This window comes from Mucilaginibacter celer (assembly GCF_003576455.2).
Taxonomy (GTDB): domain Bacteria; phylum Bacteroidota; class Bacteroidia; order Sphingobacteriales; family Sphingobacteriaceae; genus Mucilaginibacter; species Mucilaginibacter celer.
The window spans coordinates 4,526,143-4,540,322 of record NZ_CP032869.1 but is presented as its reverse complement, the minus strand read 5'-3'; the positions used below and the strand labels follow the sequence as shown (position 1 = coordinate 4,540,322).

Here is a 14,180-nt window from a genome sequence, read left to right as displayed (position 1 = left end):
TACAACCATATGAGATTTATTGTTTCTACATCAACATTACTCAAACAACTGCAGGCAGTGAGCGGCGCGCTAAGCAGCAGCACAGTATTGCCTATATTGGAAAACTTTTTGTTCGAGATAAAGGATGGAAACTTAACCATTTCTGCTACCGATCTGCAAACCAGCATGACCACTTCCCTGCCTGTTGAGGCTAAAGAGAACGGCAGGATCGCTATCCCATCGCGTATATTACTGGAAACCCTTAAATCATTACCCGAGCAACCTGTTGCCTTCGCGGTTGATGATCAAACCTACGCCATTGAAATTAATGCCGGCGATGGTAAATACAAACTAAGCGGCGAAAACGGTGAAGATTTCCCAAAAATTCCGGTTGTTGAAAACGCGTCATCAGTAAATCTTCCGGCTTCAGTTTTAGCCGAGGCGATAAACAAAACTATTTTCGCGGTAAGTAACGATGAGCTGCGCCCTGCCATGACGGGTGTTTACTGCCAGCTAAGCACTTCATCGCTTACCTTCGTATCTACCGATGCGCATAAACTGGTACGCTATCGCCGTAAAGATGCCAAGGCCGCAAGCACAGCATCATTCATATTGCCTAAAAAAGCATTAACGCTTTTAAAATCATCATTACCAAGCGATGATGTGAATGTATCTGTTGAATACAACAACACCAGCGCCTTTTTTAAATTTGGCAACATTAACCTGGTTTGCCGTTTAATTGACGAGCGCTATCCTGATTATGAGGCTGTTATCCCTCAAAATAATCCTAATAAATTAAGTATCGAAAGGCTTACCTTTTTGGGCTCGTTAAACCGTGTGGCTATCTACGCCAACAAAACCACCCACCAGGTAAGGCTTAAAATAAATGGCAGCGAGCTGAATATCTCATCAGAAGATATCGACTTTGCTAACGAGGCTCACGAGCGTTTAACCTGTCAATATGAGGGTGATGACATGGAAATTGGCTTCAATGCAAGATTTTTAATAGAAATGTTGAAGAATTTAAGCTGCGAAGAAGTATCTTTGGAAATGTCAACTCCAAACCGTGCCGGCTTATTGCTGCCACAGGGGGGGGATGAAAACGAAGATGTGCTGATGCTGGTTATGCCGGTAATGCTTAATAGCTATGCTTAAGTGTAAACTTAAATTATAAATCCAAAACTAAGTCCGGCTTTAAAAACCGGACTTTTTTTGTTCAGCACCCGATACCAAAAATTACAGTAAGCAGTTATAGCTTATAATTGTATATGAATATAAAGGCTACCGCTTTATTGATCTTTGCTACGGCTGCATGCTGCCTTGCCGCCTGCAAAAAAAATAATAATGATAAACCCGATGCAGCTTCGGATGTATCGGGCTTAAACGTGATCAACGCTACGTTTAATGATGTTAATGTTTACCTTAATGGTAACCGTATTAACCAAACATCAACTTATTATCCGGGTGGTACGCTCGGCTATCTTTCCGTAAAATCTGGCACGCAAAACTATTCGGCCAAAATAAATGGTACCGGTAATGAGCTGTTCAGTATCCCGATGACGCTGAGTAAAGATTCGGTTTATTCGTTTTACGTAGCAGGCACTACCGCCGATATGGCTTTTAAAACTACCGACGTGCTTACTTCGGATACAGGCTCAAAACCCATGGCCAAGATCAGGCTTGTAAATGCTTCGCCTGATGGCGGTAATTTTGTTTTACATTTTGAGGCAAAAGTTAATAACGTAACTTTCGATACCGTAAAACTGCGCGATGTTGCCTTTAAATCAACTTCCGAATTTTTGCTGGTGAAGCCGGGTGTGCACAACATGGCGCTTTACGCAAACGGCGAACTTAACGCGGTGGCAAAAGATACCGTTGAACTGGTTGGCGGCAAGGTTTATACCTATTATGGTTTTGGCAATAAAACTACAGGATTAGGCACCGGCCTTTTCAACAACAGATAAAACATGACTGAAAGGAAGAAAAGCAAGCTACTGGTTTCATTTTTTGTGGCGATTGTGTTCGCGTTATTTGCCTGCGGGTTTTCATCGTGCGGCAAGGGAGGCAATGCATCTGCAGTGGGCTTAAATACGGGCATCCAAATTGTAAATCTCAGCTCGGATATTCAGGGTGTTTATTTGTATCAGCATTTTATCCGTTACAGTTCAACGGCTTATACCTATCCCAACAGTTCGGGGTATTTTTACCTTTCAACTTTAGAGCCGCCGCTGCAATTGCGTACGGCAACCCTGGCGCCGGTAATATTGCTGCAGTTTGATACAACACTTAAGGCCAACAGCAAGTACACGCTTTTTATAACCGGTCTGCGGAAGGATAGCAGCATAGCCAATTCGTTCATTGTATCAGATAATACATCGTTGCCGGCTTTAGGCAGGGGCAAGGTAAGGTTTGTGCATGCTTCGGTATCGTCTCCGGCGCTTGATTTGCGGGCGAACGATACACTGGCAATTAAAGGGGTAACTTTTAATAACGTTTCCAATTATGTGGAACTGCCTGCCGGTAGCTACAACTTTACCATCACTAAAACAACAACACCCAAGCAAATTGAAAAAACGCTACCCAATATTACCATACAGGATGGCCGCGCTTATACTATTTACACCCTTGGCGTAGTGGGCCGGGCCGATTCGTTAGCATTTGGGGCCGGGGTGTTAACTAATAATCTGCTTTCTAAAACACTTCAATAGCAGGCTATTTGCTTAATATTTATATTTTTGGGCAAAATTTAAGCCTGTGGAAGTAATAAAAAGCATTATCGACTTTGTACTGCATATTGATAAGCACCTGGTGCAAATAACAAGCGCCTACCAGGGCTGGACATACCTCATCCTTTTCCTGATCATTTTTGCCGAAACAGGCCTGGTGATATTCCCCATTTTACCCGGCGATTCGCTGCTTTTTGCAGCAGGCGCACTTATTGCCGGTGGAAGCTCAGGTTTGGATATCTGGCTGTTAGGCATTATTTTAATTGCTGCGGCATTTATAGGCAATACTGTAAATTACTTTGTGGGTAATTACCTCGGCATTAAAGTATTTAAAGAAGAGAACAGGATCCTGAAGCTGGAATACTACCTCAAAACCCAGGCCTTTTTTGATAAGCATGGCGGCAAGGCGGTTATTTTCAGCAGGTTTATGCCTATTATCCGTACAATAGCACCCTTTGTGGCCGGGGTGGGTAAAATGCCTTTTTTAAAGTATAGCCTTTACAACATTATCGGCGGTGCATCGTGGATCATCGTGTTTTTGTTTGCAGGGTATAAATTAGGGCAGGTTGAGATCATTGCCAAAAACTTCTCGTTGGTGGGGGTGATCATTATTTTGGTATCGATACTGCCGCCTATTTTTGCAGCTATTAAAAGCCGTACGGGTAAGAAGGCGGTTCAGCAGTAAGAAATCATTTAAAAATGATATCGGTTTTTTGTGGTAGAGACGCATAATTGCGTCTCCCGGAGGACAAGCCGCCGTGCCAGAGTATTTTGTTACTGATCGTTTTGCTACCGTAAATTGCATGCGGGAAACGCAATTATGCGGTCTCTACAAAAAAGTCAAATTCACATGGCTTGTCATTGGTTAACTGGCAATACCTTTCCTTGCCGATAGGCCGCTTCCTCTTTCTGCAGATCAGCTTTTTGTTCATCGCTTAAAGGTTGGGCAATCAGTTTATCCAGATCAGGTTGCCCGGCGTCCACCCAGGCCGAATACCAGTAGCTTCCCACCGAACGGACGGACGCACGCATTTTTCTGGCGATCATCCCTTTCAGCATTTGATGATAAGCCTGCGCGTAAGCCGCCGAATAATCCTGCACCTGCTTTTTGCCATGCTGCACCATCTCAAATTTTTTATCCTGCGGATAGGTTTTGTTCAATATCCGCTCAAAACGTAAAACGCTGTCAACGCTTTTGTACGATGACTGGCAGATGCGGAAAGCCTCTTTAAGGGGATTATCGATATACCGGGCCTTGCCAACGTAATAATTGTATTTATTGCTGAACAGTTCGGGCAGGCGGCTTTCCCATAAAGCATGAATACCTTGTTGTCCTGTTAGCTGCCCATCATAGTTTTGAGTGAGATGAAGCGGCACATGGGCATCGGCAATATAATGCCCTAAGTAGGCCGAAGCGTTTAAAATACCCGTTGTGTCGTGAGCCTTAAAAGCCCGTAGCAATCGGTAATACTGATATTGAATACTCCAGGGTACGGTGCCGTATTTAATAATGGTATCCTTGGAGTATTTGGCCACGGCATCCTTCCATTTTTTAGGCATTACCTCAAAGGGCTTTTTGCCGTAACGGTCGGCATCAAAAAAATGGCGTGGAGCCTCTGTCGAATCTACATAGCGGCGTTTATCGGGGCTTACCGCATGCGCGGTAATGTAGTCGATATTAGCCTTATAAAAACCGGCCATTGGTTTGGGGAGGGTGAAAACGGCCAGCCGGTTAATACGGTAATGCGCGAAGAATCCCCATGATGAGCAGAGTAGCATTATACATATGCCTGTTGTGATCAAGGTTATCCGGCGTTTCATGGGAGTAAAGATGGGTTTAAGTTTTGAAGATCGGGGTGATAAGTTTGATATTTTGTATATTGATTATTATTTGATGATAGAAATATGAAAACGCTCACGATTGCTCGTTTGCAAAGTAAAGTGAAATATTACCTTGATAAAGTAAGCCATAATAACGAAGTTATCATGGTGCAAGGAGATCATGCAGAAGACGATGGAGTTGTAATTATGTCAATCAAAGAATATAATTCATTAATGGAAACCGAACATCTATTATCGACCGAGGTCAATAGAAAGCGACTTACGGAATCGATAGATCAACTTCGTTGGGTCTGTAAAATAAACTGTGTCAGCCCCTGCCGGCCCATGGGCCGGCAGGGGCTGATTGCTACATCAAATCTAATATCATTCTCCCAGGAAACCAAATGGCCAGCTTCTGGGCCGTTGTCGCCCAATTAGAAAGTGGCATCGTCCATTTTTGTTTAATGTTGTTATGAGCCAGATAGATCAGTTTTAACAGAGCCATATCGGATGTGAAACCACCCTTGGTTTTGGTTACTTTTCTGATTTGCCGGTGAAACCCTTCGATGGTATTGGTGGTATAGATCAGTTTACGAATAGTGGTATCATACTGAAAATACGTGGTCAGCTTCGACCAGTTATTACGCCATGATTCCAATACCTTTTCATATTTCTTACCCCACTTTTCTTCTAATTGCTCTAAACGAAGTTCTGCCAGTTCGAGGGTTTCTGCCTGGTACACCGGCTTAAGATCTTTCATAAATACTTTTTGATCTTTAGAAGCCACGTACTTCAGGCTGTTGCGTATCTGGTGGACGATACAGGTCTGGATTTCTGTTTGAGGGAATACTGTATTTATGGCCTGTGGGAATCCATTGAGGTTATCAATGCAAGCAATCAGGATGTCTTTTACACCTCTGTTTTGAAGGTCGGTCAATACACTTAACCAAAAATTAGCGCCTTCGCTTTGAGATACATACATTCCTAACAACTCCTTGTGACCGTGACGGTCAATACCAAGAATGTTATAAACAGCATGCGCTACCATGCGGTGTTCCTCTTTAACCTTGTAATGCATCGCATCCAGCCAAACAATGGTGTAAAGTTCATCCAGCGGCCTTGATTGCCATTCTTTTACTTCAGGAATGATCTTATCTGTTATAGCAGATAAGGTACTGTGACTGATATCTGTATCATACATGTCTTTGATATGCTTTGATATATCGCGGAAACTCATGCCCAGTCCATACATGCCGATGATCTTGGATTCAAGACTTTCTGCTAATATCGTTTCCCGTTTGCGGATCAGTTCGGGTTCAAAACTGGAATTGCGATCACGAGGGGTACTAATAGATATGGTGCCATCAGAGGTTCGGATATTCTTACTGGTCTTACCGTTCCTGCGATTGCCTGAACTGCGTTCTGCTTCATCTAAATGGCTTTCCAATTCCGCCTCAAGGGCGGCATCAAGGAAACTTTTTAGCAACGGTGCAAAGGCTCCATCCTTGCCATAAAGCGATTTGCCCGAGCGGAGTTGCTCAAGGGCTTTCTTTTTCATTTGCTCGTATTCGAGCGATTCTTCTTCTCTCTTCATCTTAAACTGTGTTTTAAGTTAACATTTAACGCTTGACACAGTTTATTTTACACTCTCACTTCGTTCGGGAAATTCAATTCGGTATGATCTTTAAAATAACCTTGAAGCTTGTTTTTATAGCTTACCCGAATAAACCTTCGTATCGTAATTTATAGTAATCATACCATCCTGCTTAAACTTATCAAAAATTACCTGCAAATCAGCTATCATATCGTCAAAACCTTCATCATCCTTAGCTGGCATATACGATGAAGACATCAGCCTGCCCTTCAATCCCTCAAAATCAAATACCTGTTTGTTTTGAAATATTTCAAGGTGCACAGCCTCCGGGTTAAAGAAAGCGGCGATATGTTCTGTATCGATGTTGCGGTGATCAACCTTAACATAATCGCGGGCATGTTTAATGATCAGCTCGTCATATTCCTGTTCAAAGGCCGAGCTGGTTTTACGCTCGTTCCAGATCAGGGCTACAATGCCGCCGGGTTTCAGGATGCGTTTAAATTCGGCGCGGGTAAGTACGGTATCAAACCAGTGAAAAGCCTGCCCGGCAATAACGGCATCAACGCTTGCATCGGTAAGGCCGGTATTTTCGGCAGTGCCGTTGTGGGCCATAAAGCCGTGGTAGGTACCTAACAACTCTACAGATTTTACACGCATTTCGTCGTTAGGTTCAACGGCAATTACCCGGTAACCTTTATTTAAAAACAAGGCGGTGGATATGCCGGTTCCTGCACCAATATCGGCAATCAGTTTATCCTGGGTTAGGCTGTAATTGTCGTGTAAAAACTTAACAATCTCTACAGGATAACCGGGACGGTATTTTACATAATCCTCAACCCGGTTGCTGAACCTTGTGGTGCTGTTGTTTACCATAATTGTTTTGCCTTAGTTTAAAATAACGTTACAAAAATCATTGTGTTGTATGAACACTTAGTGAAATTTGGGTTAAAGGAAAATTAAATAAAACATCTTGTTGGATATGGGGCATAGAAGCTGCCGATCAGAAAATCAGGATAATGCGTGTGAAAACTAAATTAAAAAAGCACTTGCATATTAGTTTTTATCGCCCTATATTTGCAGTCCTTAAAATAAGTAGAAAAAGAATAACAAGCTATACGAGATGGCAAATCATAAATCATCATTAAAAAGAATCAGGGCAAACGCTGCGAAGCGTCTGCGTAACAGGTACCAGGCTAAAACAACCAGGAACGCTATTAAAAAGTTAAGAAACACTACAACCAAAGCTGATGCTACAGTTTTGTTGAGCAAAGTGATTTCAATGCTTGATCGTTTGGCTAAAAAGAACGTTATTCACAAAAATAAAGCTTCGAACAATAAATCAAAGCTTACTAAATTTGTTAACGGCTTAAGCTAATCTCAGCTTTAAAAATATATTAAAGGGATAGTACATCGGTACTGTCCCTTTTTTTGTTTGGCACTTTTTTATACTTTAATGCCGTGGAAAATTATGAAAATAAGATCAGCATTAAAGCCTGGGCCGAAGAAGACCGCCCCCGCGAAAAACTAAGCGGACAGGGCAGGAGGGCATTAACCGATGCCGAGCTGATAGCCATACTAATAGGCTCGGGCAGCCGTACCGAAACCGCTGTTGAGCTAAGCAAGCGCATCCTGCACCATTACGATAACGACCTGAATAAATTAGGCAAAGCATCCATCATCGAACTTTCTAAATTTAAAGGAATAGGGGAGGCTAAAGCCATTTCGATAATAGCAGCGTTGGAGATAGGGCGTAGGCGCAATGATTCGGAAGCATCGGTAGTCGAATTTATCACTGCCAGCAAGGATGGCTACAACATTATGCGCCGCCATTTGATGGATTTAAATCACGAAGAGTTTTGGATAATATTATTGGGGAGATCAAACAAAGTATTAGGAACAGAGCTGATTAGCAAAGGAGGCCTTTCTGCAACAATATGCGATCCTAAGATCATTTTCCATGCTGCTTTGCAATACCAGGCCAGCGGTATTATATTGGTACATAACCACCCATCGGGCAACCTGAGGCCCAGCCATGATGATATTCAGCTTACCAAAAAAATGACCGCTGCCGGGAGGATATTAGAGATAGGGGTATTGGATCATTTGATTATTACCGATACTGCTTACACCAGTTTGGGTGATGAAGGGTTAATGTAAGTATTTAGATGTGCAGATTTCAGATGTGCGAATGTGCAGATTATTAAGAGATTATTTGAAATGCTAATCTATTGGTTTATGTGATTTACACATCTTAAATCCGCACATCTGAAATTTGCACATCTGCACATCCAAGAATCTGCACATCGCTACCACACCTTTCAGCCTAAATCGTATCTTTGCCGATTATCATTTCAGAATAATGAAGATATCGTATAACTGGCTTAAAGAATTTATTGATACTGATAAAACACCCCAGGAAATTTCGGTTATCCTTACCGGTACCGGTTTGGAAGTAGAAAGCCTGGAAAAGGTACAACCTATTCCAGGTGGATTGGAAGGCCTGGTAATTGGTTATGTAAAAGAATGCGTTGACCATGCCAATTCTGATCACCTGCATGTTACCAAAGTAGATGTAGGCGGACCGGAAGACCTGCAGATTGTTTGCGGTGCTGCCAATGTAGCGGCCGGACAAAAAGTGGTTGTGGCTGTTGTTGGTTCAACCGTTTATCCTACTGTCGGTGAGCCATTCGCCATAAAAAAATCAAAAATCAGGGGCGAGGAATCGCACGGTATGATCTGTGCCGAAGATGAAATAGGTTTGGGCACCAGTCACGAAGGCATCATGATATTGCCCGCGTATGCTCCTGTTGGTACCCCAGCCAAAGAATACTTTAAGCTCAACGACGATTACATGTACGAGATAGGCTTAACCCCTAACCGTGCCGATGCGGCTTCGCATTTGGGTACAGCGAGGGATATAGCCGCTTTCCTTAAAATTGGAATTAATAAGCCCGATGTAAGCGCGTTTAAAGTTGATAACACCAGTTTAACTGTACCGGTTATTGTGGAGAACGAGCAGGCCTCACCACGTTACTCGGGTGTAACCATTAGCGGTGTTGAAGTTAAGGAATCGCCAAATTGGTTAAAGGAGCGTTTGGCTGTTATCGGCATCCGTTCTATCAATAATATTGTGGATGTTACCAACTACGTACTGCACGAGCTTGGTCAGCCATTGCACGCTTTTGATGCCGATGAAATAACCGGCGGTAAAGTGATCGTCAAAAACTATCCCGAGGGCACTATATTCAAAACTTTGGATGAGGTAGACAGGAAACTTTCTGCCGATGACCTGATGATCGGTAACGCTGAAGAGCCGATGTGTATTGCCGGTGTATTTGGCGGAGCAAAATCGGGCGTAAAAGATTCAACCAAAAATATTTTCCTGGAAAGTGCTTATTTCAACGCTGTATCGGTTCGTAAAACCTCCAAAAGGTTCGGTTTAAAAACTGATGCCTCGTTCAGGTTTGAGCGTGGTACTGATCCGGATATGACTGTGTTTGCGCTTAAGCGTGCAGCTTTGTTAATTCAGGAAGTTGCAGGTGGCGTGGTATCATCAGAAATTTCTGATCATTACCCGGCGCCGGTTGCTCCGTTTAACGTGGAGATCACTTACAATACCATTGATAAACTGATAGGTAAGGCTATCGGCAATGATACCATTAAAAGTATCATCACCGCGCTTGATATTAAGATAGTGAATGAAACTGCGGATTCACTATCGTTACAAGTGCCGCCATACCGTGTGGATGTAACCCGCGATGTGGATGTGGTTGAAGAGATCCTGCGTATTTACGGTTACAACAATATCGAGATCCCAACCCAGATCAGGGCTTCGTTAAATAATTCGATCCGCCCTGAAAAAGATACTGTTCAAAATCAGCTTTCTGATTTGTTAAGCGCCAATGGTTTTAACGAGATTTTGGCTAACTCACTTACCAAATCGGCTTATTCGGATAACCTGGATACGGCTGTTAAGATCCTGAACCCACTAAGCAGCGATTTGGACGTGATGCGCCAAAGCTTGTTGTATTCAGGTTTGGAGGCCATCGCCTATAACCAGAACCGCCGTGCTGCCGATTTGAAATTTTATGAGTTTGGCAAGGTGTACAAACTGGAAAATGAGAAATATGTAGAAACCCAACGTTTCAGTATTTTCATTACCGGTGCCAACACTGCCGAGCAATGGAACCAGAAAGCTAAGCCGGTATCATTCTACAATATTAAAGCGGTAGTTGATGGCATTTTGCAACGTTTAAACATCAGCAACTTTACGGTTGAAGATACAACCTGCAAAAAAATGTCGTTTGGCATTCAATACATGTTGAATGGGAAGCAATTGGTGAAATTTGGTGCGGTAGCTGCTGCTTCACTGAAAAAGGCCGATGTGGATAAAGAGGTATTTTATGCCGATTTCAATTTCGACCTGGTATTGAACGCCATCCGCAAAAACAAGATCGTTTTTCAGGATATCTCGAAATTCCCGGCTGTAAGGCGCGACCTTTCGATGTTAATAGATCAGAGCGTATCATTCGGCCAGTTAAAACAAATTGCTTTACGTACCGAACGTAAACTGCTGAAAGAGGTTGATGTATTTGATGTTTACCAGGGCGATAAACTACCTGCCGGTAAAAAATCGTACGCGTTAAGCTTCATTATCCAGGATATCGAGAAAACCCTTACCGATAAGGCTATCGATTCTATTATGCAGAAATTAATTTATAATTTAGGAAAAGAAGCGGGAGCGGAGATCAGAAAGTAATGAGTGAATTAGTGAATGACTGAATTAGTGATTACGGGTTGCATTTGTATTGGCATCCAATTCATAATTCAGAAAATAAATAATTCACTAAATCACTAATTCAATAATTCACTAATTAAAACATGGCCTCATTAGCAGAGCAGTTAAATAAAATTGTAGATAAAACCGAGCGCCTGATTGAATTGTGCGCTGCTTTGCAGGAGGAAAATGACCTTTTAAAACTGGAAAGCGAGGCCCTTACGGTGGCGCTGAATGCCAGCAAAGGCAAGACCAAAGAACTGGAAGAAAAATTAAAAGTTGTTAAAGTTGCCAAGTCTTTTTCAGAAACAAATGAAAAAACTGTTGACATTAAGCAAAAAATTAACGACTTTGTGCAGGAAATAGATAAGTGTATTGTGTTATTGAAAAAATAACGCAAAAAGTGAAAAGCTCAAATGGGAGAAATCTCAATAAAAATAAATATTGCTGACCGCGTTTACCCCTTAAAGGTGAACATGGAGGAAGAAGAAATAATACGCAGGGCGGCAAAACTAATCAATGACCGGATAAAGGAATATCAGGAAAATTACGCGGTTAGGGATAAGCAGGATCTGCTTTCGATGTGTGTATTGCATTATGCTACATCAACATTAAAGGCAGAAAAAAAAGTTACTGTTGAGGATACCGAGGTAACCGAAAAGGTTTATCAACTGGATCATTTGCTGAACGAATTTTTTTCGAAGTAATTAACGTTCTTTACATAATAATATAAGAGCACATTTAAGATTTAACCGCAGTTAAATTTTAGGTTTCACTATTAAAAACTTAACGCTTCAATATTAAGCGGATCAAGAGGCATGCGTTAGTTACGATTAACGTTAACCAACCCATGGTCCCCAATATCCGAAATGAGGTTTTAAATACATGAACACTTAGAAATTAGTTGCGGTTTTTTTATTTACATACATATATACAACACACCACTCAAACCTAAAATGGACATATTACTATACGTTATCATCGGCCTGCTGTTAGGCGCCATTGTCGGCGTGCTCATAGGCCGCTTTCTGCTGCGCAAGCTGTTTAAAGACCAGGAAGCCTCCGCCCAGAATAAAGTTAAAAAGATCCTGAAAGACGCTGAAAATAATGCCGAGATCCTGAAGAAAAATAAGCTTCTCGAAGCCAAAGAGAAGTTTTTGCAAATGAAGGCTGAGCATGAGCAGGAGGTGAACAATAAAAACAACTCCATCAATCAGCGGGAAAACACCATCAAGCAAAAAGAACAATCGCTTAACCAGCGTATGGAAAACCTTAACCGCAAGGAGAACGAGCTTGATAATACCCGTAAGAATTTAGAGAAGCAAACCGAAATTGTTGTTAAAAAACAGGATGAGGTTGAGCACCTTAAAAACCAACACGTACAGCAACTTGAAACCATTGCCGGTTTATCTGCGGAGGAAGCTAAAACCCAATTGGTTGATACGCTGCGCGAAGAAGCCCGTACCAAAGCCATGATCCAGATTAAGGATATTGTGGATGAGGCTAAGCTTACCGCTACTAAAGAAGCTAAGAAAATAGTTATCCAAACTATCCAGCGTACCGCTACCGAAAGCGCTATCGAGAACACGGTTTCTATATTTAATATTGAGAATGATGAGATCAAAGGTAGGATCATCGGCCGTGAAGGCCGTAACATCCGTGCTTTGGAGGCTGCTACCGGTATCGAGATCATTGTTGATGATACCCCGGAGGCCATTATCCTTTCGGGCTTCGACCCGGTAAGGCGCGAGATTGCCCGTTTGGCTATGCACCGCCTGGTGACGGACGGACGGATCCACCCGGCCCGTATTGAGGAGGTGGTTGCCAAAACCAAAAAGCAAATTGAAGAAGAAATTGTTGAAATAGGTGAGCGCACCGTGATCGATCTTGGCATCCATGGCTTACACCCAGAGCTGATCCGTATGGTTGGCCGTATGCGTTACCGTTCATCGTACGGGCAAAACCTGTTACAGCACTCGCGCGAGGTTGCCAATTTCTGCGCAACTATGGCTGCCGAGTTAGGCCTCAACGTAAAGCTTGCTAAACGAGCCGGCTTACTGCACGATATTGGTAAAGTACCTGATGATAACCCGGAGTTACCGCACGCTATCTTAGGTATGCAACTGGCCGAAAAATATAAAGAACACCCTGAAGTTTGTAACGCCATTGGTGCCCACCACGATGAGATCGAGATGACCTCGATGCTGTCGCCGATAATCCAGGCTTGTGATGCTATTTCGGGTGCCCGTCCGGGTGCACGCCGTGAGGTGGTTGAAAGCTACATCAAACGTTTGAAAGAACTGGAAGAACTGGCATTGTCATATCCGGGTGTTGAAAAAACTTTCGCTATCCAGGCTGGCCGCGAGCTGCGCGTGGTGGTTGAAAGTGAAAAGATCAGCGACGCGCAATCAGAGGTATTGGCTGCCGATATTTCAAACCGCATCCAAACCGAGATGACTTATCCTGGCCAAATTAAGGTTACCGTGATCAGGGAAACCCGTTCGGTAGCGTTTGCCAAGTAATCAAACATAAAAATTAAATAAAACCCTTTCGACCTAAAATTTGAAAGGGTTTTTACTTTTGTACCGTGGCAACAAAAACATCCAACACCAAAAACAAACCGGCTGCTAAAACAACAGTTAATATTGATGAGCGCCCGGTTGATCGTTATTTCCGTGAATATGCAGCCGGTCATCAGGACCCGGTGAATATCGGCATCCATTATTTTTGCATTCCCTTGTTGGCATTTAGTTTATTTGGGTTGATCTGGGCTATCCCTTTCCCGCACCTTCCGTTTTTAGGTATTTATAATGGTTACTTTAACTGGGCGTCGTTTGTAATAGCCATTGCCATTTATTATTACCTCAGGCTTTCGCCTATTATCTCGTACTTTATCCTGTTTATTTTATTGGGCTTTAGCTATGGTATTATGGAACTGATTACCTGGCAACAAACCGGCGGACCGGCCATGCCGGCGCTGTGTTTATCGATATTTATCCCCTCATTATCAGCTTTATTAATAGGCAACTCGCGCGAAAATACTTATGCTCAAAACAGGCTTAATATCAAATCGTTGATCATTGCACCCGCATACCTTCTAAATCAATTACTTAATAAGCTGAGAATCAAAAATTGACATTAGCCACTCTGTATTAAATATCTATTAAAACCACAATTTTTAAGGCATTTATTACCGGCAATAAATAGGCCTGTTTATTCAATACAGGGTCATGTTTGTTGGGCATGCTGCAATCAATGATAAATGAAAAATTAACATTCTTGT

The 14,180-nt window shown here is 42.5% G+C and carries 15 protein-coding genes; 12 read left to right on the top strand and 3 right to left on the bottom strand.

Annotated features, from left to right (window positions below; all coding sequences use genetic code 11):
* The first annotated feature begins 9 nt into the window (after window positions 1-9).
* From dnaN to HYN43_RS18435, 4 genes are all read left to right on the top strand, one after another.
* Window positions 10-1,134: a DNA polymerase III subunit beta gene (gene dnaN / locus HYN43_RS18450; protein ID WP_119410742.1), complete on the top strand. Its 1,125-nt coding sequence runs from the start codon at window positions 10-12 to the stop codon at window positions 1,132-1,134.
* 113 nt (window positions 1,135-1,247) lie between these two features.
* Entirely contained in the window at window positions 1,248-1,943 is a 696-nt protein-coding gene (locus tag HYN43_RS18445) for a DUF4397 domain-containing protein (protein WP_119410741.1), read from the top strand.
* A 3-nt stretch (window positions 1,944-1,946) separates the two neighbouring features.
* Window positions 1,947-2,687: a DUF4397 domain-containing protein gene (locus tag HYN43_RS18440; RefSeq protein WP_119410740.1), complete on the top strand. Its 741-nt coding sequence runs from the start codon at window positions 1,947-1,949 to the stop codon at window positions 2,685-2,687.
* A 46-nt stretch (window positions 2,688-2,733) separates the two neighbouring features.
* Complete coding sequence (locus HYN43_RS18435) at window positions 2,734-3,390, top strand: VTT domain-containing protein (RefSeq protein WP_119410739.1); 657 nt, start codon at window positions 2,734-2,736, stop codon at window positions 3,388-3,390.
* Between the two features lie 173 nt (window positions 3,391-3,563).
* Here the strand turns inward: HYN43_RS18435 and HYN43_RS18430 are convergent, their stop codons facing one another.
* Window positions 3,564-4,526: a zinc dependent phospholipase C family protein gene (locus HYN43_RS18430; protein WP_119410738.1), complete on the bottom strand. Its 963-nt coding sequence runs from the start codon at window positions 4,524-4,526 to the stop codon at window positions 3,564-3,566.
* An 84-nt stretch (window positions 4,527-4,610) separates the two neighbouring features.
* On the opposite strand from HYN43_RS18430, the gene HYN43_RS30985 reads away from it, so the two are divergent.
* A complete protein-coding gene (locus tag HYN43_RS30985) occupies window positions 4,611-4,964 on the top strand; it encodes a type II toxin-antitoxin system Phd/YefM family antitoxin (RefSeq protein WP_119410737.1) in 354 nt (117 codons plus the stop codon).
* Here HYN43_RS30985 and HYN43_RS18420 read toward each other — a convergent pair.
* Both HYN43_RS18420 and HYN43_RS18415 read right to left on the bottom strand, forming a co-directional pair.
* The gene (locus tag HYN43_RS18420; protein ID WP_245447287.1) at window positions 4,894-6,084 is read right to left on the bottom strand and encodes an IS256 family transposase; all 1,191 of its coding nucleotides are present in this window, start codon (window positions 6,082-6,084) and stop codon (window positions 4,894-4,896) included. The two genes, HYN43_RS30985 and HYN43_RS18420, sit on opposite strands and share 71 nt — an antisense overlap.
* A gap of 150 nt (window positions 6,085-6,234) precedes the next feature.
* On the bottom strand, window positions 6,235-6,993 hold the full coding sequence (locus HYN43_RS18415) for a class I SAM-dependent methyltransferase (RefSeq protein ID WP_119410736.1): 759 nt from the start codon (window positions 6,991-6,993) through the stop codon (window positions 6,235-6,237).
* A 247-nt stretch (window positions 6,994-7,240) separates the two neighbouring features.
* Here HYN43_RS18415 and rpsT point away from each other — a divergent pair, with 247 nt between their 5' ends.
* The 7 genes from rpsT to HYN43_RS18380 all read left to right on the top strand — a co-directional run bounded on the left by rpsT (window position 7,241) and on the right by HYN43_RS18380 (window position 14,033).
* Window positions 7,241-7,495, top strand: coding sequence for a 30S ribosomal protein S20 (gene rpsT / locus HYN43_RS18410; protein ID WP_119410735.1), 255 nt, complete (start codon window positions 7,241-7,243; stop codon window positions 7,493-7,495).
* 83 nt (window positions 7,496-7,578) lie between these two features.
* Window positions 7,579-8,277, top strand: a complete 699-nt coding sequence (radC, locus tag HYN43_RS18405) for a RadC family protein (protein ID WP_119411278.1) — start codon at window positions 7,579-7,581, stop codon at window positions 8,275-8,277.
* Window positions 8,278-8,479: 202 nt separating this feature from the next.
* On the top strand, window positions 8,480-10,879 hold the full coding sequence (pheT, locus tag HYN43_RS18400; protein ID WP_119410734.1) for a phenylalanine--tRNA ligase subunit beta: 2,400 nt from the start codon (window positions 8,480-8,482) through the stop codon (window positions 10,877-10,879).
* A gap of 122 nt (window positions 10,880-11,001) precedes the next feature.
* Entirely contained in the window at window positions 11,002-11,292 is a 291-nt protein-coding gene (locus HYN43_RS18395) for a hypothetical protein (RefSeq protein ID WP_119410733.1), read from the top strand.
* 21 nt (window positions 11,293-11,313) lie between these two features.
* Window positions 11,314-11,604 carry a cell division protein ZapA gene (locus tag HYN43_RS18390; protein WP_119410732.1) on the top strand — a complete coding sequence of 97 codons (291 nt, stop codon included), beginning with the start codon at window positions 11,314-11,316 and terminating at the stop codon, window positions 11,602-11,604.
* A 249-nt stretch (window positions 11,605-11,853) separates the two neighbouring features.
* Entirely contained in the window at window positions 11,854-13,419 is a 1,566-nt protein-coding gene (gene rny / locus HYN43_RS18385; RefSeq protein ID WP_119410731.1) for a ribonuclease Y, read from the top strand.
* Window positions 13,420-13,484: 65 nt separating this feature from the next.
* A complete protein-coding gene (locus HYN43_RS18380; RefSeq protein WP_119410730.1) occupies window positions 13,485-14,033 on the top strand; it encodes an Mpo1-like protein in 549 nt (182 codons plus the stop codon).
* Window positions 14,034-14,180: the final 147 nt, after the last annotated feature.

What these genes read in the sequence shown, in the direction of transcription:
- HYN43_RS18420 (WP_245447287.1), bottom strand. Translation starts at nt 6,084, where the DNA reads ATGAAAAAGAAAGCCCTTGAGCAACTCCGCTCGGGCAAATCGCTTTAT.
- HYN43_RS30985 (WP_119410737.1), top strand. Translation starts at nt 4,611, where the DNA reads ATGAAAACGCTCACGATTGCTCGTTTGCAAAGTAAAGTGAAATATTAC.
- HYN43_RS18440 (WP_119410740.1), top strand. Translation starts at nt 1,947, where the DNA reads ATGACTGAAAGGAAGAAAAGCAAGCTACTGGTTTCATTTTTTGTGGCG.
- pheT (WP_119410734.1), top strand. Translation starts at nt 8,480, where the DNA reads ATGAAGATATCGTATAACTGGCTTAAAGAATTTATTGATACTGATAAA.
- rpsT (WP_119410735.1), top strand. Translation starts at nt 7,241, where the DNA reads ATGGCAAATCATAAATCATCATTAAAAAGAATCAGGGCAAACGCTGCG.
- HYN43_RS18390 (WP_119410732.1), top strand. Translation starts at nt 11,314, where the DNA reads ATGGGAGAAATCTCAATAAAAATAAATATTGCTGACCGCGTTTACCCC.
- HYN43_RS18415 (WP_119410736.1), bottom strand. Translation starts at nt 6,993, where the DNA reads ATGGTAAACAACAGCACCACAAGGTTCAGCAACCGGGTTGAGGATTAT.
- dnaN (WP_119410742.1), top strand. Translation starts at nt 10, where the DNA reads ATGAGATTTATTGTTTCTACATCAACATTACTCAAACAACTGCAGGCA.
- HYN43_RS18445 (WP_119410741.1), top strand. Translation starts at nt 1,248, where the DNA reads ATGAATATAAAGGCTACCGCTTTATTGATCTTTGCTACGGCTGCATGC.
- rny (WP_119410731.1), top strand. Translation starts at nt 11,854, where the DNA reads ATGGACATATTACTATACGTTATCATCGGCCTGCTGTTAGGCGCCATT.
- HYN43_RS18430 (WP_119410738.1), bottom strand. Translation starts at nt 4,526, where the DNA reads ATGAAACGCCGGATAACCTTGATCACAACAGGCATATGTATAATGCTA.
- HYN43_RS18395 (WP_119410733.1), top strand. Translation starts at nt 11,002, where the DNA reads ATGGCCTCATTAGCAGAGCAGTTAAATAAAATTGTAGATAAAACCGAG.